The sequence below is a fragment of the Methylobacterium sp. 285MFTsu5.1 genome (assembly GCF_000383455.1).
Classification (GTDB): Bacteria; Pseudomonadota; Alphaproteobacteria; order Rhizobiales; family Beijerinckiaceae; genus Methylobacterium.
Map to the genome: position 1 here is coordinate 1 of NZ_KB911290.1, position 20,042 is coordinate 20,042.

Annotated in this window: 29 protein-coding genes; 15 read left to right on the top strand and 14 right to left on the bottom strand. The window is 73.7% G+C overall.

Translation table 11 applies throughout. The annotated features are described in order from the left end of the window. The first annotated feature begins 358 nt into the window (after positions 1-358). On the top strand, positions 359-2,386 hold the full coding sequence (gene thrS, locus H288_RS0124260; RefSeq protein ID WP_020095179.1) for a threonine--tRNA ligase: 2,028 nt from the start codon (positions 359-361) through the stop codon (positions 2,384-2,386). Positions 2,387-2,663: 277 nt separating this feature from the next. Next, positions 2,664-3,674, top strand: a complete 1,011-nt coding sequence (locus tag H288_RS0124265; RefSeq protein ID WP_020095180.1) for a sensor domain-containing diguanylate cyclase — start codon at positions 2,664-2,666, stop codon at positions 3,672-3,674. 16 nt (positions 3,675-3,690) lie between these two features. Here H288_RS0124265 and H288_RS0124270 read toward each other — a convergent pair whose 3' ends face one another. The 5 genes from H288_RS0124270 to H288_RS0124290 all read right to left on the bottom strand — a co-directional run bounded on the left by H288_RS0124270 (position 3,691) and on the right by H288_RS0124290 (position 5,263). Next, entirely contained in the window at positions 3,691-4,116 is a 426-nt protein-coding gene (locus H288_RS0124270; protein WP_026605248.1) for a hypothetical protein, read from the bottom strand. A gap of 39 nt (positions 4,117-4,155) precedes the next feature. After that, positions 4,156-4,389, bottom strand: a complete 234-nt coding sequence (locus H288_RS0124275) for a hypothetical protein (RefSeq protein WP_026605249.1) — start codon at positions 4,387-4,389, stop codon at positions 4,156-4,158. 141 nt (positions 4,390-4,530) lie between these two features. Further along, entirely contained in the window at positions 4,531-4,785 is a 255-nt protein-coding gene (locus tag H288_RS0124280; RefSeq protein WP_020095183.1) for a hypothetical protein, read from the bottom strand. A gap of 52 nt (positions 4,786-4,837) precedes the next feature. Next, the gene (locus tag H288_RS0124285) at positions 4,838-5,023 is read right to left on the bottom strand and encodes a hypothetical protein (RefSeq protein ID WP_012318898.1); all 186 of its coding nucleotides are present in this window, start codon (positions 5,021-5,023) and stop codon (positions 4,838-4,840) included. Positions 5,024-5,056: 33 nt separating this feature from the next. After that, positions 5,057-5,263: a hypothetical protein gene (locus tag H288_RS0124290; protein WP_026605250.1), complete on the bottom strand. Its 207-nt coding sequence runs from the start codon at positions 5,261-5,263 to the stop codon at positions 5,057-5,059. A 318-nt stretch (positions 5,264-5,581) separates the two neighbouring features. Here H288_RS0124290 and H288_RS0124295 point away from each other — a divergent pair, with 318 nt between their 5' ends. The 5 genes from H288_RS0124295 to H288_RS0124315 all read left to right on the top strand — a co-directional run bounded on the left by H288_RS0124295 (position 5,582) and on the right by H288_RS0124315 (position 8,015). After that, a complete protein-coding gene (locus H288_RS0124295) occupies positions 5,582-6,049 on the top strand; it encodes a MucR family transcriptional regulator (RefSeq protein ID WP_020095185.1) in 468 nt (155 codons plus the stop codon). A 223-nt stretch (positions 6,050-6,272) separates the two neighbouring features. Next, positions 6,273-6,548 carry a hypothetical protein gene (locus H288_RS0124300; RefSeq protein ID WP_026605251.1) on the top strand — a complete coding sequence of 92 codons (276 nt, stop codon included), beginning with the start codon at positions 6,273-6,275 and terminating at the stop codon, positions 6,546-6,548. Between the two features lie 86 nt (positions 6,549-6,634). Continuing rightward, positions 6,635-7,009 carry a hypothetical protein gene (locus H288_RS0124305; protein ID WP_020095187.1) on the top strand — a complete coding sequence of 125 codons (375 nt, stop codon included), beginning with the start codon at positions 6,635-6,637 and terminating at the stop codon, positions 7,007-7,009. A 281-nt stretch (positions 7,010-7,290) separates the two neighbouring features. Then, entirely contained in the window at positions 7,291-7,473 is a 183-nt protein-coding gene (locus H288_RS0124310) for a hypothetical protein (protein WP_020095188.1), read from the top strand. A gap of 128 nt (positions 7,474-7,601) precedes the next feature. Then, positions 7,602-8,015 carry a PilZ domain-containing protein gene (locus tag H288_RS0124315; protein ID WP_244540003.1) on the top strand — a complete coding sequence of 138 codons (414 nt, stop codon included), beginning with the start codon at positions 7,602-7,604 and terminating at the stop codon, positions 8,013-8,015. A gap of 85 nt (positions 8,016-8,100) precedes the next feature. Here H288_RS0124315 and H288_RS0124320 read toward each other — a convergent pair whose 3' ends face one another. Further along, positions 8,101-8,292 carry a hypothetical protein gene (locus tag H288_RS0124320; protein WP_020095190.1) on the bottom strand — a complete coding sequence of 64 codons (192 nt, stop codon included), beginning with the start codon at positions 8,290-8,292 and terminating at the stop codon, positions 8,101-8,103. Positions 8,293-8,416: 124 nt separating this feature from the next. Here H288_RS0124320 and H288_RS0124325 point away from each other — a divergent pair, with 124 nt between their 5' ends. From H288_RS0124325 to H288_RS0124335, 3 genes are all read left to right on the top strand, one after another. Next, complete coding sequence (locus tag H288_RS0124325; protein WP_020095191.1) at positions 8,417-8,596, top strand: hypothetical protein; 180 nt, start codon at positions 8,417-8,419, stop codon at positions 8,594-8,596. Positions 8,597-8,695: 99 nt separating this feature from the next. Further along, complete coding sequence (locus tag H288_RS0124330; protein ID WP_020095192.1) at positions 8,696-8,917, top strand: hypothetical protein; 222 nt, start codon at positions 8,696-8,698, stop codon at positions 8,915-8,917. 82 nt (positions 8,918-8,999) lie between these two features. Beyond that, the gene (locus tag H288_RS0124335; protein WP_020095193.1) at positions 9,000-9,242 is read left to right on the top strand and encodes a hypothetical protein; all 243 of its coding nucleotides are present in this window, start codon (positions 9,000-9,002) and stop codon (positions 9,240-9,242) included. 51 nt (positions 9,243-9,293) lie between these two features. Here H288_RS0124335 and H288_RS0124340 read toward each other — a convergent pair whose 3' ends face one another. After that, positions 9,294-9,545, bottom strand: a complete 252-nt coding sequence (locus tag H288_RS0124340) for a hypothetical protein (protein WP_020095194.1) — start codon at positions 9,543-9,545, stop codon at positions 9,294-9,296. A 424-nt stretch (positions 9,546-9,969) separates the two neighbouring features. Between H288_RS0124340 and H288_RS0124345 the strand changes: the two genes are divergently transcribed. Then, positions 9,970-10,197 (top strand): hypothetical protein, encoded by a 228-nt coding sequence (locus H288_RS0124345; RefSeq protein ID WP_020095195.1) that lies wholly within the window; start codon positions 9,970-9,972, stop codon positions 10,195-10,197. A 27-nt stretch (positions 10,198-10,224) separates the two neighbouring features. Here H288_RS0124345 and H288_RS0124350 read toward each other — a convergent pair whose 3' ends face one another. The 3 genes from H288_RS0124350 to H288_RS0124360 all read right to left on the bottom strand — a co-directional run bounded on the left by H288_RS0124350 (position 10,225) and on the right by H288_RS0124360 (position 12,094). Continuing rightward, a complete protein-coding gene (locus H288_RS0124350; RefSeq protein ID WP_026605252.1) occupies positions 10,225-10,581 on the bottom strand; it encodes a hypothetical protein in 357 nt (118 codons plus the stop codon). Between the two features lie 162 nt (positions 10,582-10,743). Continuing rightward, positions 10,744-10,992, bottom strand: coding sequence for a hypothetical protein (locus tag H288_RS0124355; RefSeq protein WP_020095196.1), 249 nt, complete (start codon positions 10,990-10,992; stop codon positions 10,744-10,746). 79 nt (positions 10,993-11,071) lie between these two features. After that, complete coding sequence (locus tag H288_RS0124360; RefSeq protein WP_020095197.1) at positions 11,072-12,094, bottom strand: hypothetical protein; 1,023 nt, start codon at positions 12,092-12,094, stop codon at positions 11,072-11,074. Positions 12,095-12,293: 199 nt separating this feature from the next. Here H288_RS0124360 and H288_RS0124365 point away from each other — a divergent pair, with 199 nt between their 5' ends. The 4 genes from H288_RS0124365 to H288_RS0124380 all read left to right on the top strand — a co-directional run bounded on the left by H288_RS0124365 (position 12,294) and on the right by H288_RS0124380 (position 15,763). Next, positions 12,294-14,321 carry a BON domain-containing protein gene (locus H288_RS0124365; RefSeq protein ID WP_106735947.1) on the top strand — a complete coding sequence of 676 codons (2,028 nt, stop codon included), beginning with the start codon at positions 12,294-12,296 and terminating at the stop codon, positions 14,319-14,321. A gap of 97 nt (positions 14,322-14,418) precedes the next feature. Continuing rightward, positions 14,419-14,688 carry a hypothetical protein gene (locus H288_RS0124370; protein ID WP_020095199.1) on the top strand — a complete coding sequence of 90 codons (270 nt, stop codon included), beginning with the start codon at positions 14,419-14,421 and terminating at the stop codon, positions 14,686-14,688. 84 nt (positions 14,689-14,772) lie between these two features. Beyond that, positions 14,773-14,973, top strand: coding sequence for a hypothetical protein (locus H288_RS0124375; RefSeq protein ID WP_020095200.1), 201 nt, complete (start codon positions 14,773-14,775; stop codon positions 14,971-14,973). Positions 14,974-15,049: 76 nt separating this feature from the next. Further along, positions 15,050-15,763 (top strand): YidB family protein, encoded by a 714-nt coding sequence (locus tag H288_RS0124380; protein WP_020095201.1) that lies wholly within the window; start codon positions 15,050-15,052, stop codon positions 15,761-15,763. 308 nt (positions 15,764-16,071) lie between these two features. Here the strand turns inward: H288_RS0124380 and fabF are convergent, their stop codons facing one another. The 4 genes from fabF to fabD all read right to left on the bottom strand — a co-directional run bounded on the left by fabF (position 16,072) and on the right by fabD (position 19,801). Beyond that, positions 16,072-17,334 (bottom strand): beta-ketoacyl-ACP synthase II, encoded by a 1,263-nt coding sequence (gene fabF / locus H288_RS0124385; RefSeq protein WP_020095202.1) that lies wholly within the window; start codon positions 17,332-17,334, stop codon positions 16,072-16,074. 182 nt (positions 17,335-17,516) lie between these two features. Then, positions 17,517-17,756, bottom strand: a complete 240-nt coding sequence (locus H288_RS0124390; protein ID WP_007559070.1) for an acyl carrier protein — start codon at positions 17,754-17,756, stop codon at positions 17,517-17,519. A gap of 332 nt (positions 17,757-18,088) precedes the next feature. Next, a complete protein-coding gene (fabG, locus tag H288_RS0124395) occupies positions 18,089-18,826 on the bottom strand; it encodes a 3-oxoacyl-[acyl-carrier-protein] reductase (protein ID WP_020095203.1) in 738 nt (245 codons plus the stop codon). A gap of 30 nt (positions 18,827-18,856) precedes the next feature. Further along, on the bottom strand, positions 18,857-19,801 hold the full coding sequence (gene fabD / locus H288_RS0124400; RefSeq protein WP_020095204.1) for an ACP S-malonyltransferase: 945 nt from the start codon (positions 19,799-19,801) through the stop codon (positions 18,857-18,859). Positions 19,802-20,042: the final 241 nt, after the last annotated feature.

A 20,042-nucleotide genomic window follows, 5' to 3' on the forward strand; every position in this document is an offset into this window, starting at 1 on the left:
ACGGGGAGTCGCAGGACCGGGACGTCGGAGACGCCGCGACGAGACAGACGGCACCGGCCGGGGACCATGCCCGGCCGATGCCGCGGGGCGCCGCGGGGATCGGATCCCGCGCGTACTTGGCCGACACCTGGGTTCCCGCGGCGTCCCGCGTCCCTCGTGCTCGCCTCCCGGGCCATGCCCCCGGCGCCACGCGCGCGCGGGGACGATCGCGCGCACCCGAACGGCGGACGAAGGGCAGGGATGCGTGAAGTTGCGCCGCACCGTTGTTCCCTCGCCCGAGAAATCGGTCTACACGGCCGCTCCCTCGAAACCGCTTACCTGCCCCGTATGCAGGACTGAGCCCGGAGACGCTCGTACCATGCCGATTCTCACCTTCCCCGACGGCAACACGCGGGAGATCGCCGCCGGCACGACCGGCCGGGCCGTGGTCGAGGGCATCGCCAAGTCGCTGGCCAAGCGCACCGTCGCCATGGCGCTCGACGGCACGGTCGCCGACCTCGACGACCCGATCGACCGCGATGCCCGCATCGAGTTCCTGGACCGCACCGACCCGCGCAGCCTGGAGCTGATCCGGCACGACTGCGCGCACGTACTCGCCGAGGCCGTGCAGGCGCTCTGGCCGGAGACGCAGGTCACGATCGGCCCGGTGATCGAGAACGGCTTCTACTACGACTTCCATCGCGAGACCCCGTTCACGCCCGAGGACTTTCCGAAGATCGAGGCGAAGATGCGCGAGATCATCGCGCGCGACGCGCCCTTCACGAAGGAAGTCTGGACGCGCGAGGACGTGCGGGCGCTGTTCGCCGGCAAGGGCGAGGGCTTCAAGGTCGAGCTGGTCGACGCGATCCCGCCGGGCGAGGACCTGAAGATCTACCGCCAGGGCGACTGGTTCGACCTCTGCCGCGGCCCGCACATGACCTCGACGGCCAAGGTCGGCACCGCCTTCAAGCTGATGAAGGTCGCGGGGGCCTACTGGCGCGGCGACTCGAACAACCCGATGCTGACCCGCATCTACGGAACGGCCTGGGCGAACCAGGCCGATCTCGACGATTACCTGCACCGGCTGGAGGAGGCCGAGCGCCGCGACCACCGACGGCTCGGCCGCGAGATGGACCTGTTCCACTTCCAGGAGGAGGGGCCGGGCGTCGTCTTCTGGCACGCCAAGGGCTGGACGATCTTCCAGGAGCTGATCGCCTACATGCGCCGGCGCCTGCGTGGCGACTACGCCGAGGTGAACGCCCCGCAGATCCTCGACAAGGCCCTGTGGGAGACCTCCGGCCACTGGGGCTGGTACCGGGAGAACATGTTCGCCGCGCAGTCCGCGGGCGAGGAGGCCGAGGACAAGCGCTGGTTCGCCCTCAAGCCGATGAACTGCCCGGGCCACGTGCAGATCTTCAAGCACGGCTTGAAATCCTACCGCGACCTGCCCCTGCGCATGGCCGAGTTCGGGATCGTCCACCGCTACGAGCCGTCCGGCGCCATGCACGGGCTGATGCGCGTGCGCGGCTTCACGCAGGACGACGCCCACGTCTTCTGCACCGAGGACCAGCTCGCCGACGAGTGCCTGAAGATCAACGACCTGATCCTCTCGACCTACGCGGATTTCGGCTTCGACCAGATCGTCGTGAAGCTCTCGACCCGGCCCGAGAAGCGCGTCGGCTCCGACGCCCTCTGGGACCACGCCGAGGACGTGATGACCCGCGTGCTGGCGCAGATCGAGGAGCAGTCGGCCGGCCGGATCCGGACCGCGGTCAACCCGGGGGAGGGCGCGTTCTACGGGCCCAAATTCGAGTACGTGCTGCGCGACGCCATCGGCCGCGACTGGCAGTGCGGGACCACGCAGGTGGACTTCAACCTGCCCGAGCGGTTCGGCGCCTTCTACATCGACGCCGACGGCGCCCGGAAGCCGCCCGTGATGGTCCACCGGGCGATCTGCGGCTCGATGGAGCGCTTCACCGGCATCCTGATCGAGCACTTCGCCGGGCACTTCCCGCTGTGGCTGGCGCCGGTCCAGGTGGTGGTGGCGACGATCACCGGCGAGGCCGATCCCTACGCCCGGGACGTCATCCGCACCCTGGAGCGCGCCGGCCTGCGGGTCGAGGCGGATCTGCGCAACGAGAAGATCAACTACAAGGTCCGCGAGCACTCGCTCGCCAAGGTGCCGGTGCTGCTGGCGCTCGGTCGCCGCGAGGCGGAGGAGCGCACGGTCTCGATCCGACGGCTCGGCAGCCAGCAGACCCGCACGCTGCCGCTGAGCGAGGCCGTGGCGGCCTTCGTGGAGGAGGCGACCGCGCCCGACATCCGCCGCGCCGAGGCCGTCGCCGCGACGGTCCCGACCAGCGACACGGTGCTCGACGGCCATCACGGCCCGCACGACGCGCCCTGACGCGCCGCCGATAGACGTCGTCCCGGGGGCCGCGCGGCGCCCCCCGGGACGTCGGCGCGGCCCGACCGCGCGGACCCGTCGACCGACAGAGTTCGCGCGCCGCGATCACCACCTCAACTTGAGGATGGTCAATCTCCGCGAAGATCGCTCAACGCGCACGACTTTCGTCAAGGTTGGCGAAAGGAATCCCATTCTATGAAGACCGGAGACTAATTTCCGAGCCGGCACGTTCCGGCGATCGCCCGACGACGCTGTCGGGCGTTTCGGGGGACCGGCCATGGCGGCGGAGGCGGGCAGGGCGGCGACGAGGCTGGCGCGGCGCCACCGGCAGGCGGCCTGCGCCCGGCGCCAGGACGGGCTCGGCCGCGGGCGCAAGCTCGGACCCGGCATCGTCCAGGCGCTGGACTCGCTGCCGCACGGCCTGTGCCTGTTCGATTCCGCCGACCGGCTGCTGTTCGTGAGCGACGGGTTCCGGCGCCTGTTCGGGCCGCCCGCGAACCGGATCCGGCCCGGCATGCATGCCCGGGCGGTGGGCGCGGCGAGCGCCGCGGGGGCGGTCCCGGCCGACCGGGATCCCTGCGGCCTCTGGGCGGCGCGGCGGCGGCTCCTCGCCCGGGGCGCGACCGACGCCGTGGTCCAGACGCTCGCGGACGGGCGCCAGGTCGCGATCACGCTGCACCCGCAGGCCGGCGGCGGCTGGACCGCCCTGTGGGAGGACGTGACCGAGCGCCGCCGGGCGGAGTCGCTCCTGCGCTACATGGCCCACCACGACCCGCTGACCGGCCTGCCGAACCGCCACCTGTTCGCGGCCCGGCTCGACCGGACCCTGGCCGACCTCGACGGCGCGCCCTGCGCGCTGCTGTGCCTCGACCTCGACGGCTTCAAGCCGGTGAACGACCGCCACGGGCACGCGGTGGGCGACGCGCTCCTGCGACACCTGGCCGAGCGCCTGCGGGCGGCGCTCGGCGCGGGGGATTGCGCCGCGCGGCTCGGGGGCGACGAGTTCACCATCCTGCTCGGCGACGCGGCGCCGGCGCCGGCCCTCGGCTTCGCCCTGCGCCTCCAGGCGCGCCTCGCCGAGCCGTACGATCTCGGGACCGGATCGCCGATCCGCATCGGCGCGGCGATCGGCGTGGCCTGCGCGCCCCTGCACGCCACCCGGCCTGAGGCCCTGGTGGAGCGGGCGGACGCGGCGATGTACGCGGCCAAGCGCCTCGGCCACCCCTACCTGTGGGACGACGCGCTGGATCTCGGGCCGGTCGGTCCGGGCGGCGCGGTTCCGGCCTGAGGCGGCCGGGACGGTCTCAGCGCACCTTCTCGTGCTCCGCGAGGCCCACGGCCCTGTAATCGTAGGTCGGGAAGAACTCGGTCCGGTACGCGCCCCAGGCGGTGTCCTCCAGGACGCGGTTGACCTCGCGCAGGCGGGAGGCGGGCAGCCGCAGGACGATGATCTGCCCGATCCCCATGACGACGTTCCACGAGACGACCTCGATGCCCGGCGGCGGGAAGGCCTTGTAGAAGCCCTGCTTGGCGAGTTGCGCGTTCAGCTCCGCCAGCGGGCGGGACTGGTCGTGGCGCAGGAAGACCGTCAGCAGCACGGCGTTGTCGGCCGTCGCCGCGGCGGATCCCGTGGGCGGGGGCGGCGCGGTCTGCGCCCCTGCCGGCCCGGCGGCGACGAGCAGCAGGAGCGCCGCCACGAGCGGGCCGGTCAGACCTGTTGAGCGTCGCATGCGATCTCCCGCTTTCCCGACCCGCGCGCGGCCGGGCCGTCAGCCGCCCTCGACATCGTAGGAGAGCCGCAGGCGCAGGCGGACCGCGCCCTGCTCGTCGCGCACGGCGAGCACGTAATCCTGCCGCTCCATCGGATCGGTCAAGCCCTGCGCGAGCCGCGTCAGGATGCGCACCGCCTGCGCCCGCGCCGCGGCGAGATCCGGAAGATCGAAGCCGTCGCGGTCGCGAACCAAGTTGGCGCCGTCGTGGAGGTCGATGAAATAGCGGGGCACGGATGCGAGCTCGGCGAGCGCCGGAGCTCGCAAGGATCTGTCTCCGCTGTTTCTACGTAGTTTCCGGAGGGCCGCAATCGGAGGTCGCCCGTGTCGCACCCCCAGACGCAGCCGGATGTAAGCCGGGACCCGCGGGCCGCCTCAGCCCCCCAGCAGGCTCTCGGCGAAATCGTCCGGGACGGTCCCGAACTGGCCGAGGATCGTGACGCCCTCGAGCTCCCCGGTCTCGTCGTCGGCCACGACCCTGAGCGCCGCCGCGCCCGGCATGCGGGCGGCCAGCGCCTCCGCCTTCTTGAGGGCGCCGAACTCGCTCTGCGCGGGCTCCTGACGGGCCGGCCGCAGGCGATTCCGGTGCAGCTCGAACGGCTGCACGAGGTAGGTGGTCTTCAGGGCCATTCCGGCCTCCTCGGCGCGGCGCGCGGTGGCGAACGGACCGCGGCGCGGTCCACTACAGGCTGCGGGTGGTCACCCCGAGGGCGAGCAGGGCGTAGGCGCCGATGAAGAACCATTGCCGGTGCGCCACGACGGTTTTTCCGACCATCGGGATGCGCGTGTAGAGGCTGGCGACGGCGAGGCCGATCAGCACGGCCGACACCAGGAACGTGAGCAGGCGCGGGGCGGAGAGCGTGGGCATACCCCATGCTCCGCCGGTACGCTTACCGAACCGTTACCGGTCGAGCCCGGGCACGAGGGGGCGGTACGCCGTCAACGGGCCCTGCGTTCCGGGAAGCAGGCCGACCTCGGCGAGCCACAGGACCATGATCGCTCCGGCCAGGAGCGTCGCGAGCGAGGCCAGCCGCCCGGTCCACCGCCGCAGCACGAACATGGCGACCACGACGGCCAGCAGGGCGATGAGAAGGGCGAGCATCAGCATGGCCGCGCCATGCCACGACCGGGGCGCCGCGTCACCGCGGATGACGGCGGAAACACCCATCGGCCGGCCCGGGCCGACTTCAAGTCCGCCAGATGCACGTTCTGGTCGTTCTGCAGAGCGGAAACTCTACCGCAGTCGATAGGCCGACTCGGACGGCGCCCGGAAATACTCCGCCGAAAATCGCCAGAAATGGTCGGCCGATCTCCGCGGCGGGCACCCCGATCATGCACCGGAAGCGGCCCGCCAACGGTTTTGTAACTTGCATTCAGTGCTCAAAAGTAGCAGATCCCGGGCGAGGGGCACACCAGGAATCTTACAGTGTCAGAAGAAACCACAGGGCCCAACTCCAACTTCATCGAGCTGGCGGGCGATATCGTCGCCGCCTACGTGTCGAACAATCCGGTGCCGGCCGCGGAGCTTCCGGCCCTGATCGCGCGCGTGCATGGCGCGATCAGCGGGCTCGTCACCGGGACTCTGACGGCGGAGATCGGGGCGGTTCCGCAGGCCGAGGTCGAGAAGCCGAGCGCGGCCCAGATCCGCAAGTCGGTCCGGCACGACGGGATCGTCAGCTTCATCGACGGCAAGACCTACAAGACGCTGAAGCGCCACCTGACCAGCCACGGCCTGGATCCGCGCAGCTACCGCGACCGCTACGGCCTGCCGGCGGACTATCCGATGGTCGCGCCGAGCTACGCCGAGCAGCGCTCCGCCCTCGCCAAGGCGATCGGCCTGGGCCAGCCCGGCGCCATGGCCGAGCGCGAGCGCAAGGGCCGCAAGGCCGCCTGAGGATGACGACCTCCGGGGGCGCCCCGCTCGGCGGGGCCCCCTCGTAACGAAGCGCCGCGGAGCCCGGCGCCTCGTGCCGCCGCGCGGTCCGGAGCCGCGCCGAGACCGTTGCATCGTCGCCACACACGTCCAGGACATCGCGGGACACGGACAAGCTGCCACACTCTGCACAAAGCTGATGCGCACGCCGGGGCCCGAGGATGCTACCGAAGGGATCGGCGAGATGAAGCGAGAGCAGACGATGACGAGTTCGGTCGTGCCGTTCCCGGCGCATATCGCGCCCGCGGTCGTGGACGAGGACACCGCGTCGATCATCGCCGTGCTGCAGGATCAGCTGGCCCTGGCCCGCGAGGGTCGCCTGCGCTCGGTGGCGGTCGTCTCCGTCTCGGCCGATGGCGAGGCGGTCGGCACGCAATGGTCGTGCAAGGGCTCCGATATCAGCAACCTGATCGGCAAGCTGACCGTCCTGACTCACGACCTGATGGCCGCCCGGAAGTGACCGGCCGGATCTGACGGGGCGGGCGCGGCCCGCCCGGTGCGGCGTTCCGGAGACGGCTCCGGCATCGGCCAGAAGGAATGCCCCGGATGACTCGCGCCCTGCTGTTCGCCGCCCTCCTGGGAACGGCGGTCGTGCCGGGCACCGCCCGGGCTGCCGAGGAGGCAGACGACACCAAGCGCGCGGAGACGATCCGGGGTCTCGTGCGGATCGTCGGCGCGCAGGCCGGCATCGTCCTGCACTGCCGCAAGCTCTACACCATCGACGACACGGTGTCCGAGGGCCTGTCCCGCACGGTCCGCCGAGCCCTCGACGCCGGCCTCGGCCACCAGCGTGCCCGGAACGCCATCGCCGAGGAGGGCCGGCGGGTCGCGGACGAGATCGCCGCGGTCGGACCGGAGCAATGGTGCGCCGACCAGCGCGACCTGCTCAACACGGACGGCGTCCGCGTCTTCATCGACTGACCGCGCCGGATCCCGTCCCGGCGGGGCACTCCCCGCGGCCGGCCGGTCGATGCCCCTCGTGAAGGGCAGCCCTGGCCGCGCGCGACTTCAGTCCTGTGCGGATCAGATGAGAGCGCCATTCCGGCCGCTGTTCCGCAGTGCAGAACAGATGAACACCTTGTTCACCGCGCTCTCGTCTGTCATGTTTCGACGACGGACGAGACTGAACAGATCAAGCCGGTCGCACTCGTCCGTTTACAAGAGCCCTCAAGGGCCGCGAGACCGGCGCATAGGGAAACGCCATGTCTCGATCGATCCTGCTGGCCCTCGCTCTCGTCGTCTGCGGGGCCGCCGTGACGCTGTTCGCCTTCCTGCGCGCGCCCCAGTCGAGGGAGTTCGCCGGGTGGGATGCGGCCTTCATGGGCGGCATCGGGGCCGTCGCGCTGGGTTTTCTCACCACCCTCGTCGAGGTCGTGACCGAGTAGGTCGATCCTGAGGCCGGTCACACGCGCCGAGCGGTCCGACCGAGGCCGTCTCCGTCCCTGCGGCTCCGTCGCCCCGGTCGCTCGGCGGGCGGCGGTGCTCCGCGCATCCGGCCTCCGGCCGAGCGCGCATGAAGAGCGCAGAATTCACAGGGACGGCAGCTTCCCGACAATTCGAGGCATTTCGCAAACCGCCCTTGAACCCGGGTGACCGATCCTGTCGGGCAGAGGTTCTCGAGGCGGTGATGTTCGAACGACGCAGCGCTCCACGCACGCTTCTCAACGAGACCGGCAGCATCTCGGTCGACGAGCATCGAAGCTTGCCGTGCATCGTCTACGACCGGTCGGCCGGCGGCGTGCGGGTCGCGCTCCCGGATGCCGAGATCGTTCCGGACAGCTTCATCCTCAGCATCGATGCGAGCAGCGAGATCCTCGTCTGCCGCGCCATCTGGCGCAAGGCGGAGGAGATCGGCGCCACGACCGACATCCCCGAGACGGCGCGGTCGGGCCGCGCGAACCTCTGGCGCGAACTCGAGGCGACCTGACAGGCGCCTGCCTCGGGTCGACCGGCGCTCGGCGCGGCCAGAGTGTCGTCGGCAGGGTCGGGGGCGGCGGGGCTGCCGACGCGCGTCACTCCCAGTCGATGTTGAGCGAGCGCTCGAAGGCGGCCGCGGAGAGTTCCTTGCCCTTCGGATCGGCGACCGTGATCTCGCGGAAGCCGCGCCGGGCCAGCTCCCAGGTCTTCTCCATCGCCTGCTCGTCCGTCCCGCAGGCGAACGTCATGACGCGCCCGGACGGATCAATCCCCTTGACGGTGAACACACCACTCTCCCTGCTCGCACCTCCCATATAGAGCCGCGATCCGCGTCGCGCCTCCCGCCATCGTGACGGAGCCCCGGGACCCGCACACGCCCCGTCGCGTTGGCTGCAGGCAGGGAGAGACCGCATGACGCGCGAGACCGCAGACCCGACGAGCCGCGGCCCGGACGCGCGCGAGGCGGACGAGCCTCCGGCGGAGCGCGTCAAGGCGGCGCCGGCCACGATCCCGACCGAGGATCCCGAGGTCGGCCTCGCGCAGAAGGGCAGCGGGGAAGAGGCGATCGTCCGGCGCGAGACGGAGATCTGACCGGTCGCGCCGACGCGCGGGCGATCCCTGGACGCCGGTCCATGTGCGATGCACAAACGGGCCGGCCGCACCCGGATGGCGGCCGACAGGAGACCACGCATGGCACAGTGCATGGCACAGTCGTCGGGCCACGAGGTCCCGACCCAGATCCGCGACGTCGCCGGGACCGGTCTCGCACAGGCCCGGACGGCCTTCGGAAGCGTCGTCGGAGCGGCGCGCCGCGCCCCCGACACGGTCCGCACGAAAGTGGTGCGAGGGCAGGATGCGGCCCGGGAAGCGGCGGCCGCCGCTCGCGACGCTGCCGGGGCGGCGTCGCACTGAGCGGGAGAGCCGAGCGGCCTCTGGGCGGGTGGCCGGCGGCCCTTCGCGGCGCTGCCGGCCGTGTTCGGACGCGGAGTTGGAGATGATGTACGGGGAGGTTGGTCGCCTGGCGGATGAGAGCCTGCGGCTGGGCCTGAGACAGGCCGAGAACGCCGTCCTGCTCGCGATGGCGGCGCAGTATGCGTGGGCGGATCTGTGGTTCGAGGGGTACCGCGCGGCGGGGACTGCCCTCAGCACCGCGCGCGATCAGCGGGCGCGGACGCGGCGCCTGATCCGTCGCGGCGTGGAACCGTCGGTGGCCGCGCAGGAATTGCACATCGTCTGAGCGTCGGCCGGAGACGGAGCCGCCCGGGGCGCTCCGTCTCCGGCAGCCGGCTCAGCGGCTCGCCTCGACGGCGGCCTGGACGATCGGCCGGCCGAGGGACGAGACCGTCCGATTGACGGTCGCCGGCGCGGCGACGGGCTGGGGCGTGGTGGTCAGATCGTGGATCGTGCGGATCTGCTGGGCGGGCCGGGCCTGATCGCGATAGAGCGGCGGCGTCAGGTGCAGGCGGTCGTCGGCGGCGGCGAGGCCCGTGAAGGCCGCCGAGGTGAGCGCGGCCGACGCGAGGATGAGGATCGTGCGCATGGTGCGTCTCCGGTTCGATCGCGGTGTCGACCGCGGGATGCGATCGACCAGCGCATGAGACCACGGATTTGTGCGTCGCGGCATGCGTTTTTCGCATTGCACCATATCGCCAGGACGGCACGGTACTGCAGTGTTCCCCGGGAATTCTCAGCCGTGAATTCAGGCACCGATCCCGCGCGCCATGCATTCGATGCAAATGAACTAAACTTCCACCGGCACGTTCTCAAATCAAACTTGAGGAGCGGGTGATTTGTTTTTCGCGCGCGCCCCCGAACCGATCGAAACCGCCGGGCGAGCGCGCGCGTTGCTGGCGTCGCGGCCCGTGGCACGAATCGGAAACCGCGGCGCCAGATCCGCGTCACACGGGCACGGTAGAACGCCCACATCCCGCCGAAGCACCCTGCGAAGCACCTCGAGAGCGCCGATGACGCCCTCCGACCTCGACAGACGAGCCGAACTGACCATCTGGCCCAAGGGCAGACCGGCCCGCGCCGCGGAGGGGCGGCCGTTCGCGACCCTGCGCGAGGCCCTCGCCGTCGCGATCGCGGCGATGGAATCCGGCGAGGCCCAACCCTGGATCATCACCGAGGCCGGCGACATCCTCTCGCCGCGCTGGATCCAGGCGAATTCCCGAGCGCGGGCGCCGCACTAGCCGGCGCCGCGCCGGAGGCGGATCGGATCAGCAGCCGATGCAGATGTCGCGGACCACGTGCTGGTGACGCTGGCCGGTGCGCTGGTTCGGGAGCTGCCCGTCGATCGACGAGAGCCCGCTGCCCAGGCCCCGGAACCGGCGCTCGACCGCCGGAACGGAGGCCGCCCTGACCGGAGCGGGCGGCTCCGCGGCCGCGGCGGGGGCCGGTGCCGCCGTCGGAGCGGGCGCGGGCGCCCCGTTGGCCATGCCGGGATCGGGCAGGGTCAGGGCCATGCCCGGCACCGGCGGGACCTGCGCGAACTCGCCCGCGCGCCCCGGCAGGGGCGCGACGACCAGAAGCGCGACGGCCGGGACCGCGACGACGCGCCGGTTCAGCGGATGCATCACACTCTCCTGCCTCGGGAGCCGGCACGCCACGGACCCCGTGCCTCTGGGCCATCGCCGGATTGGCGCCCGCTCCGATGACGGAACGGGGCCGGCCCCGGTTGTGCGCGGCGGAGCGGGGCGCCGCCACTCATCCATTCGGCGGAGCGTGCGCCGGGCGGCTCAGTAGGCCCGACCGTAGAAGGGCTGCGAGACTGGGCGATAGCGGTCGCTCACCGGCCACGTGTAGGGCTGCTCCTTGCCGGTGCGCAGGTCCGAGCGGAATTTCGGCTCGTTGAAGCCGATCCCGTGCAGGCCGGCCGTGCCCTTGGCGCCGTGAGCCTTCGGCCCGGCATCGCGCGCCAGGGCAGCGCCCGAGACGCCGATCACGAGAGCGGCCGCGAGCGAGACGCGGCCCAGCATGACGTTCATCTCTGTCTCCTGTCCCGGCCGAGGTGCCGGCACAGAAGGAACGGCAGCGGTTCGGCGCGGTTCCGGCCCCTGAGGCCGCTCAGAACCCCTGGCCGAGGCAGGCTTCGGCGAAGGGCCCGCCGCAGAGGTCGCCGGTCCGGACCGGCGCGGCCGCCGCGCCGCCGATGCCGGCACCGCCGATCGCCCCGCCGCCGGTCGGCAGGGTGCGGGCCGCCTGGGCGGGATCGTCCGCGGGCAGCCCGGGCGTCCCGGGGATCCCGGCGCCGCCCGTGCCGGCGCCGCCCGTCCCGGAAACCGTCGCGGCCGTGGCCCCGCTCGCGGCCGTTCCGGTCCCGAGCCCGAACAGTCCGAACAGCCCGAACAGACCGCCGGGGGACAGGGTGGCGCCTGTCGCGCCGATGCCCGACGCGGCCACGCCGCTGCCGAGACCGGCCGACGCGACGCCGGACGAGCCGGTCGCGAGCGAGGAGCCGAGGCTTCCGGCAGCGTTGAGGCCCGTGCCGACACCTACTCCAACGCCTGCGCCGACACCTGCGCCGACACCTGCGCCGACACCTGCGCCGAGGCCGGCTCCCGAGAGTCCGGTGCCCAGGCCGGGGGACAGGCCCGACCCACCCCCGAGACCGCCCGTTCCGAGGGTCGGTGTCAGGAGGCTCCCCGCGGTCAGGCCCAGGCCCGTGCGGGACGCGCCGCTGAGGCCGCTGCGGGCACCGGTGGCGCCGATCGTCCCGCCGGTCCCGAGGGTCGTGCCGGTGACGCCGGCACCGCCGGTCGCGGTGGATCCCAGGCCGCCGAGCTGGCCCGTCGCGCCCGAACCGGCGGTCGTGGCGCCGAGCGTCGTCCCGGCCGAGAGGCCGCCCGACGCGCCGATGCGGCCGCCGCCACCGCCGCCGCCCCCGCCGAAGCTCAGCTGGCCGGCATTCACGAGGCCGCCGGTCTGCGCCGAGACGGTCGGGAACTGCCCGGTGGTGGAACTGCCGCCGAGGCTCAGCTGGCCCGGATTGGCGACAGGGGTGATCGGCTCAAGCGATGCCGACAGGCTCTGGGCCCCGGCCGGGACGGCGATCGCCGGCAGCAGGGCGGCGGCGAGGATGGATCGCATGGCACGCTCCTCAGCGGGGACGGGGTCTGGCTCGGAAACCGGAGGGCGTCCGGCCGGTTCCGGCGGCGCGGGGACGCGGCGCGGCGCTGACCCGTGGGAGAAAGGAGGCCGCCGGCCTTCATGCTGCCGGAAAGACGGTGTGCTCTCGGCACCGGATCCGCCTGCCCCCACGTCCCGACCCGCGCCCGAACCTGCGACCGTGCCGTTGCCCGAAACTCTCGCCCAAGGCCTGCGCGGCGCCGGCTGGCTCGCCGGCCTCCCGGCCCTCGCGCTGATCTGGGCGAGCGCGACCCTCTACGCCGCCCCGCGGATCGCCGACGGCCTCGCGGCGCAGGGCGCGGCGATCGCCGCCGGCACGGCCACAGCCACCGGCGAGCCGTGGCTGCGCGTGGAGGCCGTCGGGCGCGACCTCGTGGCCGCCGGCGAGGCGCCGGACGTCGCCGAGCGCGCCACCGTGCTGTCCCGCCTCGCGGCCCTCGACGGCCCGCGCCGCATCGTCTCCGAACTCGGCATCGTGGAGACCGCCGCGCCCTTCCAGTGGGCGGCGATCCGCACGGGTCAGAACCGGATCGCCCTCGAAGGCAGCCGCCCGGTGGAGATCGGCCGGCGGGCCCTGGAGGCGCGGATCGCCGGCGCCCTCGATCCCGGCACCGGCCTCGACGACACCGCCCGGGCCGCCCGGGGCGCGCCGCCGGATTTCGCCGGCGCGGCCGCGTTCCTCGCGGCCCGGCTCTCCGGCCTCGCCAAGGGCGGGCGGGCGGCGCTCAGCGACACCGTGCTCAGCCTGTCGGGCGAGGCCCTCGACGTGCCGGCCTACGAGGCCCTGCGGGCCGCCCTGTCGGACCCGCCGGAGGGGTTCAGCGTCGGGCGGGTCGAGATCCTGCCCCCGAAGGTGGCCGCGTACCGGTTCGCCGTGGAGAAATCGGGCCGGGGCATCGTCCTCGACGGCTTCGCCCCCTCGGCGGCCGACCGCGAGGCCGCCCTGCGCGCCGCCACCGAGGCCGCCGCGGGCGGCACCGTGGAGGACCGGCTCCTGGCCGCCCGAGGGCTCGACCCGGCGATCGACCCGAAGAGCCTCATCGCCTTCGCGTTCAAGCTCGCCGAGCTGATCCAGTCCGGGCAGGTCGTGTTCCGGGACGGGGCGGTCTCGGTGACCGGCGACGCCATCGACGGGCAGGCGCTCCCCGACGCCGAGGCGCTGATGCGCGACGGCCGGCCCGCCGGCGTGGCGGCCGGGCGGGTGGCGCTCACGGCGCGGCCGCTCTCGCCCTACCGGGTGGCGATCCGCCGGACCGCCGACGCCGTGACCCTCACCGGCCACCTGCCGGACGCCGCGACCCGGGAGCGGGTACTGGCCGCCCTGCGCCCGCGCCTGTTCCGGGAGCCGGTCATCGACCGCACCCGCCTCGCCGACGGCGCCCCGCCGGATCTCGGGGACGCGCTGGCCGCCGCCGCCCCGCTGGTGACGAACCTCGCGGACGGGACCGTCGCGGTCTCGGACCGCGCCGTGACGCTCACCGGCGAGAGCCTCTACCGGGAGGGCGCCGCGCGCACCCCCGACCGGCTCGCCGAGGCGCTGCCCCCCGGCTGGACCGGGCAGGCCAGCGTCACGGCGCGGGACGCGGCGGAGCGGCGCGACCCCGCCACCTGCCGCGCCGACTTCACCGCCGCCCTGGCGGGGGCGGACCTGCACTTCCCCGCGGGCGGCGCCGTGCTGACGCCCGCCTTCTACCCGACCCTCGACGCGCTGGCCGCCCTGGCGAAGACCTGCCCGTCGCTGCGCGTCGCGGTCTCCGGCCCCGCCGACCCGGCGAAGCCGCCCGCGACCCCGGCCGCGACCCCGACCGCCGGACCGGCACCGGGGGAGGGCGCGACCGCCGAGCCGACCCGGGTCGCCGACGCCGCCAAGCCGGCCACAGCCGCGCCGCCGGCCCCGGCGCCCAAGGAAGCCGTGATGCACGCGGCCAAAATCGCGGCCAAGGACGCGGCCAAGGACGCGACGAAGGATCGGAGCAAGGCGGGCGCGGCCAGGAAGGAGCCGGCCGCACCCGGCAAGGCGGCGGCGAAGAAGCCCGCCGAGGCCCCCGACGAGCCGCCGGTCGACCTGCCGCGCCTGCGCGCCCAGGCGGTGGTGGAGTACCTCCTCCAGGCCGGAGCCCGGCCGGAGCAGGTCACGGCCGGGCCGGACGGGCCGGCCGGCCCCGTCGTCTTCGCGCTGCTGCCGTGAGGGAGATCCGCTCCGCCGCGCGCCCGCCAGCCGGGCCGCGCCCATCCGCGCGCCCGGCCGCGCGCCACCATCGCGCCCGCAGGGAGGCCGGACGGCCGTGACGCTGCTGCTCGCCGGATTCTGGCCCGGGCTCGCCGGGGCGGCCGCGCTCGGCCTCGTGGTCGGCGCGCTGGTCGGCTGGCCGGACCGCCTCGCCGCCTCGCTGGGGCTCTGCGTGGTCGCGGGGCTCGTGGCCGCGGCGGCGATCGCCGGGTTCGTGCCGGGCCTGCCCGGCCTGTGGCTCGACGGCGCGGCCCTGATGCTGCCGGTCTACTGCGCGGCCTGCCTGCTCGGGGCGCTGGGACGCCGCCTCGCCGGCCGGACCTGACGGCGCGGGAACCTCTCCGCCCCCCGACGGCGTTTTTCCGGCAGAAAGGGCCCCAGGGCCCGCCCCGAACCCGGAGAGGCCGCGATGCCCAGGACCGTCGACCGTCCCCATCCCGCGCGACGCCGCGCCGTTCGCCTGCCGCGCCCCCGCGCCGGCGCCGCCGCCACCGGCCTGTTCCTGGCCGGACTGATCCTCTCGGCCGCGACGGTGCCGCTGGTCGAGCCCGCCGACGCCACGACCGGTGGCGGCACCGCGCAGGCGGCGCTCGCGACGCCGGCCCGCTGAGCGAGGCAACCCGCGCCCGCCCCGGAATGTTGTTCGCCCGGGCCCGTCCGGCCCGGGCCTACGGGGGGAGACGCGCATGGGACTGCTCGAATCGGCGATCGGCGGCGTGCTCGGTCAGGTGTTCGGCGGGCAGAAGCAGGGGTCCGGGGGCATGTCGCCCCTGGTCAAGGCACTCCTGATGCTCCTGCTGGCCAAGGGCGCCAGCGGCGGCTTCGGCGACATCTTCGGCCGCGGGCGCCAGGGCGAGCCCGGCCCCGAGGCCGACCGCTCCGGCGGCGCCGGACCCTACGGGCGCGATCCCGGCCAGCACCCCGCCGATGCCGGCGGGCGCCGTCCTCCGGAAGAGGGCGGCGACATCGGCGGCTGGGACCAGTACGGCGGCCGCCGCGACGGCGGCCCGGGCGGGCCGTCGGACCCGTCCCTGCCGCCCGGCGACTTCTCGGACCTCTCCGGCATGCTCGACGGCCCCGGCGACGCCCCGCCGCCGAGCCGCGCCACCCCGGACGGGCAGGGGGATCTCGGCGGCCTCGACGGGCTGGTCGACCGGTTCCGCCAGGGCGGCCTCGGCGACGTGATCGAGTCCTGGATCGGCCACGGCACCAACCGCCCGGTGGCCCCGGACCAGCTCGCCCGGGCGCTCGGCCCCGACACGGTGGACACCCTCCAGCAGCAGACCGGGATGGACCGCGAGACGCTGCTGTCGCAGCTCGCCCAGGCCCTGCCGGAGGTGGTGCACGCGCTCACGCCTGAGGGGCGGGTGCCGGGGGAGGCGGAGCGGCGGGGATGGTAGCCGGGCACGGGGTCAGGGGCCGCGCGGCGCGCCCGCCGCGGATCCCGATCACGACGGCATCCTGAAGGGCCCGGGCGCCGCGCGCGCTCGAAGACGCCCGCCGTCGCGGATGCCGCGCGGGAGGTCAGGATCTCGGTGCGCGCGGGCTCTCGCCCGCAGCGCGCACGGATCCGGACCCAGCGACGCGGGTTTCGGGAGCAGCCTCGGCGGGCACGATCGCCCGTTCGGAGGCCGCATTCCGCATGTCGGACGGAAGTCGGAGCGTCGGGACGAGGTGCGGCCGGTGTCGCGGTCGGACGGCGACGCGCCTACGCGACCCGCCGCATCACCAGCGACGCGTTCGTCCCGCCGAACCCGAAGGAGTTCGACAGCACCACGTCGACCTGCTTCCGCTTCGCCTCGAACGGCACGAGGTCGATCTTGGTCTGGACGGAGGGATTGTCGAGGTTGAGCGTCGGCGGGATGACGTTGTCCCGCAGGACGAGGATGGAAAAAATCGCCTCGACCGAGCCGGCGGCGCCCAGCAGGTGGCCGACCGAGCTCTTGGTGGACGACATGGTGGCGTTCGCGGCGGCGTCGCCCAGGAGGCGCTCCACGGCCTTCAGCTCCAGCTCGTCGCCCATGGGCGTCGAGGTGCCGTGGGCGTTGATGTAGCCGATCTCGGACGGCGCGATTCCGGCGCGCTTCACCGCGGCGGTCATGCAGCGGAAGGCGCCGTCGCCGTCCGGGGAGGGGGAGGTGATGTGGTAGGCGTCGCCCGAGAGGCCGTAGCCCACCACCTCGGCGTAGATCTTCGCGCCGCGGGCCTTGGCGTGCTCGTACTCCTCCAGCACCACGATGCCGGCACCCTCGCCCATGAGGAAGCCGTCGCGGTCGCGGTCGTAGGGGCGGGAGGCCTTCTCGGGCGTGTCGTTGAAGCCCGTGGTCAGCGCCCGGCAGGCGGAGAAGCCCGCGATCGAGAGGCGGTTCACCGGCGATTCGGCGCCGCCCGCCACCATCACGTCGGCGTCCCCGAGCGCGATCAGGCGGCTCGCGTCGCCGATGGCGTGGGCACCCGTGGAGCAGGCCGTCACGACCGCGTTGTTCGGGCCCTTCAGGCCGTGGGCGATCGAGACCTGGCCGGAGGCGAGGTTGATGATCCGGCCCGGGATGAAGAACGGCGAGATCCGGCGCGGGCCCTTCTCGTGCAGGGTCACGGAGGCGTCGTAGATGCCGCCGATGCCGCCGATGCCGGAGCCGATCAGCACGCCGGTGGCGCACTGGTCCTCGTGGCTCTTCGGCGCCCAGCCGGCATCCTTCAGCGCCTCGTCGGCCGCCGCCATTGCGTAGACGATGAACGGGTCGACCTTGCGCTGCTCCTTCACCTCCATCACGAGGTCGGGGTTGAAGGTGCCGTCGGTGCCGTCGCCGAACGGGACCTGCGCGGCGATCCGGCAGGGCAGGTCGGCGGATTCGAAGCCGCGGATCGGGCCGGCGCCGCTGTCGCCCGCGATCAGCCGGCTCCAGGTGTGCTCCACCCCGCTGCCCAGCGGCGTGACCATCCCCAGACCCGTGACCACCACCCGCCGCATGTGCCCTGTCCCGTCTTGAGGCGCCGTCCCGCCGGCACCGCCGCGGTCGCGCATCGTCCTAACTCGCTCGGAGGCAGAATCGGTCCCCGCGGGCCCCGTCACGACTCCGAGCCTTGAAACGCATAACGGCGCGGGGGCTGTTTCGCCTCACCCGCGCCGCGTCAAACCCGGTCCCCGGCGCCTCAGGCGGCGGAGTTCTTCTCCAGGAACTTCACGGCGTCGCCGACCGTCTGGATGGTCTCGGCAGCGTCGTCCGGGATCTCGACGTTGAATTCCTCCTCGAAGGCCATGACCAGCTCGACCGTGTCGAGGCTGTCGGCACCGAGGTCGTCGATGAAGTTGGCGCTCTCGACCACCTTCTCGGGCTCCACGCCCAGGTGCTCGACGACGATCTTCTTCACGCGCTCAGCGATATCGCTCATCGGTCTTCCGTCCTCGTCCTTCTGGTCTGTCAGTCTTCTCGGGGTGGTGCCGTGGCCGCGTCGCGCCCCTGCGGGCTTGTTGTGACGGGCCGGTGTCCGATCGCGCGTGCTTCTGAGGTGAACCGGCGCGTGAGCCGGGACGCCCCCGCCGGAGGGCCTTGGACTGAAAACCCGCTGAACCGTCAACCCCCTGTACGGCTGCGGGGCGTGGTAGCACAGGGTTCCAGCCCTGGCGAGGGCCCGTTCAGAAAGCCTTCATGGGTGTGGCACTTGCGTGTCGGCGGGGGTGATTCGCGCGCCGTTCCCGCCGGCCGGGAACCGGTATACGCGCCTTAGTACATGGCCATCCCGCCATTCACGTGCAGCGTGTGGCCGGTGACGTAGCCCGCCTCCGCGGAGGCGAGGTAGAGGCAGGCCGCCGCGACCTCCGACCCCTCGCCGAGCCGCCCGGCGGGCACGCGGGCGAGGATGCCCTCGCGCTGCTTCTCGTTGAGGGCGTCGGTCATGGGCGAGCTGATGAAGCCCGGGGCGATGCAGTTGACGGTGATTCCCCGCGAGGCGACCTCGGCGGCGAGCGCCTTGGTCATGCCCACGAGCCCCGCCTTGGCGGCGGCGTAGTTGCCCTGGCCGGGATTGCCGGTGCTGCCGACCACCGAGCCGATGTTGACGATCCGCCCGGAGCGGCGGCGCATCATGCCCTTCACGGCGGCCCGCGACAGGCGGAAGGCGGCCGTGAGGTTGACGGCGATCACCTGCTCCCACTCCTCGTCCTTCATCCGCATGAAGAGGTTGTCGCGGGTGATGCCGGCATTGTTCACGAGGATGTCCAGCGGGCCGATCGCGGCCTCGGCGGCCGGGACGAGGCCCTCGACCGAGTCCTTGTCGGAGAGGTCGGCCGCGACGGGGCTCGCGCGCTCGCCGAGCTCGGCGGCGAGCGCCTCCAGGGCCGCGGGCCGCGTGCCCGAGAGCGCCACGGTGGCGCCCTGCGCGTGCAGGGCCCGGGCGATCGCCTGGCCGAGGCCGCCGGTCGCGCCGGTGACGAGGGCCTTGCGGCCGGTGAGATCGAACATGCGGGACTCCGTCGGATCAGAGCGCGCGGGTCAGAGCGCGAAGGCGGCGACGTCGGCGGGGGTGCCGATTGCGGCGGCGCTCGCCTGGGGGGCGACGCGCTTGACGAGGCCGGTCAGCACCTTCCCGGCGCCGAGCTCGTAGAACCGGTCGACGCCGGAGGCCGCCATGGCGGCGACGCTCTCGCGCCAGCGCACGGTGCCGGTGACCTGCTCGACCAGGGCCGCGCGGATCGCCTCCGGATCGGTGACCGGGGCGGCCGCGACGTTGGCGTAGAGGGTGACGCGCGGGGCCGCCAGCGCGACGGCGGCGAGCGCCCGGGCCATGGCCTCGGCGGCCGGGGCCATCAGGCGGCAGTGGAACGGCGCCGAGACGTTGAGCATCACGGCGCGCTTGATCCCGCGGCCGGTGGCGATGCCGACGGCGCGCTCCACGGCCGCGCGGTCGCCGGAGAGCACCACCTGGCCGCCGCCGTTGTCGTTGGCGACGTCGCAGACCGCGCCGTCGCCGGCCTCGTCGGCCGCCGCCTCGGCGACGGACCGGGCGGCCTCGAGATCGGTGCCGATCAGCGCCGCCATGGCGCCGGCGCCCGGTGCGACGGCCGCCTGCATGGCCTCGCCGCGCAGGCGCAGCAGCCTGGCGGCGTCTGCGACGGTGAGGCTGCCCGCGGCCGCGAGCGCGGCGTACTCGCCGAGCGAGTGGCCGGCCACGCAGGCGACGTCGCGCCCGAGGTCGAGGCCGCGCTCGGCCTCCAGCACGCGCAGCACCGCGAGGCTCGCCGCCATCAGGGCCGGCTGGGCGTTGGTCGTGAGGGTCAGCGCCTCGACCGGCCCCTCGAACATCAGCCGCGACAGGTTCTCGCCCAGGGCGGCGTCGACCTCGTCGAGCACGGCCCGGGCCTGCGGGAAGGCCTCGGCGAGGTCCCGCGCCATGCCGACCGCCTGGCTGCCCTGGCCCGGAAAGATGAGTGCGCGCATGTTGCGTCCTGGTCGCCGGCGCCGCGCGGCGCGCGAGCGCCGCCCGTGTCGGCCGAAACTCTGGAATGGCGCGCGCACTCGCACCCGCGGCGCTGGGTGTCAACAATGCGCCGCACCATGATGCCGCAGCGACGCGGTCCTCCGGCTCCTCGGCGTTCGGCCCCTCGGCGTCCGGCCCGACCGGACCGGCACGCCCGCCGGACGCGCGCCGGGTTCGCGCCGGACGCGCGCCCCGCGCAAC

Excerpts from the sequence above, each read along its gene's own strand:
- thrS (WP_020095179.1), top strand. The coding sequence starts at position 359 with ATGCCGATTCTCACCTTCCCCGACGGCAACACGCGGGAGATCGCCGCC.
- H288_RS0124265 (WP_020095180.1), top strand. The coding sequence starts at position 2,664 with ATGGCGGCGGAGGCGGGCAGGGCGGCGACGAGGCTGGCGCGGCGCCAC.
- H288_RS0124270 (WP_026605248.1), bottom strand. The coding sequence starts at position 4,116 with ATGCGACGCTCAACAGGTCTGACCGGCCCGCTCGTGGCGGCGCTCCTG.
- H288_RS0124280 (WP_020095183.1), bottom strand. The coding sequence starts at position 4,785 with ATGGCCCTGAAGACCACCTACCTCGTGCAGCCGTTCGAGCTGCACCGG.
- H288_RS0124285 (WP_012318898.1), bottom strand. The coding sequence starts at position 5,023 with ATGCCCACGCTCTCCGCCCCGCGCCTGCTCACGTTCCTGGTGTCGGCC.
- H288_RS0124290 (WP_026605250.1), bottom strand. The coding sequence starts at position 5,263 with ATGCTGATGCTCGCCCTTCTCATCGCCCTGCTGGCCGTCGTGGTCGCC.
- H288_RS0124300 (WP_026605251.1), top strand. The coding sequence starts at position 6,273 with ATGAAGCGAGAGCAGACGATGACGAGTTCGGTCGTGCCGTTCCCGGCG.
- H288_RS0124305 (WP_020095187.1), top strand. The coding sequence starts at position 6,635 with ATGACTCGCGCCCTGCTGTTCGCCGCCCTCCTGGGAACGGCGGTCGTG.
- H288_RS0124310 (WP_020095188.1), top strand. The coding sequence starts at position 7,291 with ATGTCTCGATCGATCCTGCTGGCCCTCGCTCTCGTCGTCTGCGGGGCC.
- H288_RS0124315 (WP_244540003.1), top strand. The coding sequence starts at position 7,602 with ATGAAGAGCGCAGAATTCACAGGGACGGCAGCTTCCCGACAATTCGAG.
- H288_RS0124325 (WP_020095191.1), top strand. The coding sequence starts at position 8,417 with ATGACGCGCGAGACCGCAGACCCGACGAGCCGCGGCCCGGACGCGCGC.
- H288_RS0124330 (WP_020095192.1), top strand. The coding sequence starts at position 8,696 with ATGGCACAGTGCATGGCACAGTCGTCGGGCCACGAGGTCCCGACCCAG.
- H288_RS0124335 (WP_020095193.1), top strand. The coding sequence starts at position 9,000 with ATGATGTACGGGGAGGTTGGTCGCCTGGCGGATGAGAGCCTGCGGCTG.
- H288_RS0124340 (WP_020095194.1), bottom strand. The coding sequence starts at position 9,545 with ATGCGCACGATCCTCATCCTCGCGTCGGCCGCGCTCACCTCGGCGGCC.
- H288_RS0124345 (WP_020095195.1), top strand. The coding sequence starts at position 9,970 with ATGACGCCCTCCGACCTCGACAGACGAGCCGAACTGACCATCTGGCCC.
- H288_RS0124350 (WP_026605252.1), bottom strand. The coding sequence starts at position 10,581 with ATGCATCCGCTGAACCGGCGCGTCGTCGCGGTCCCGGCCGTCGCGCTT.
- H288_RS0124355 (WP_020095196.1), bottom strand. The coding sequence starts at position 10,992 with ATGAACGTCATGCTGGGCCGCGTCTCGCTCGCGGCCGCTCTCGTGATC.
- H288_RS0124360 (WP_020095197.1), bottom strand. The coding sequence starts at position 12,094 with ATGCGATCCATCCTCGCCGCCGCCCTGCTGCCGGCGATCGCCGTCCCG.
- H288_RS0124375 (WP_020095200.1), top strand. The coding sequence starts at position 14,773 with ATGCCCAGGACCGTCGACCGTCCCCATCCCGCGCGACGCCGCGCCGTT.
- H288_RS0124380 (WP_020095201.1), top strand. The coding sequence starts at position 15,050 with ATGGGACTGCTCGAATCGGCGATCGGCGGCGTGCTCGGTCAGGTGTTC.
- fabF (WP_020095202.1), bottom strand. The coding sequence starts at position 17,334 with ATGCGGCGGGTGGTGGTCACGGGTCTGGGGATGGTCACGCCGCTGGGC.
- H288_RS0124390 (WP_007559070.1), bottom strand. The coding sequence starts at position 17,756 with ATGAGCGATATCGCTGAGCGCGTGAAGAAGATCGTCGTCGAGCACCTG.
- fabG (WP_020095203.1), bottom strand. The coding sequence starts at position 18,826 with ATGTTCGATCTCACCGGCCGCAAGGCCCTCGTCACCGGCGCGACCGGC.
- fabD (WP_020095204.1), bottom strand. The coding sequence starts at position 19,801 with ATGCGCGCACTCATCTTTCCGGGCCAGGGCAGCCAGGCGGTCGGCATG.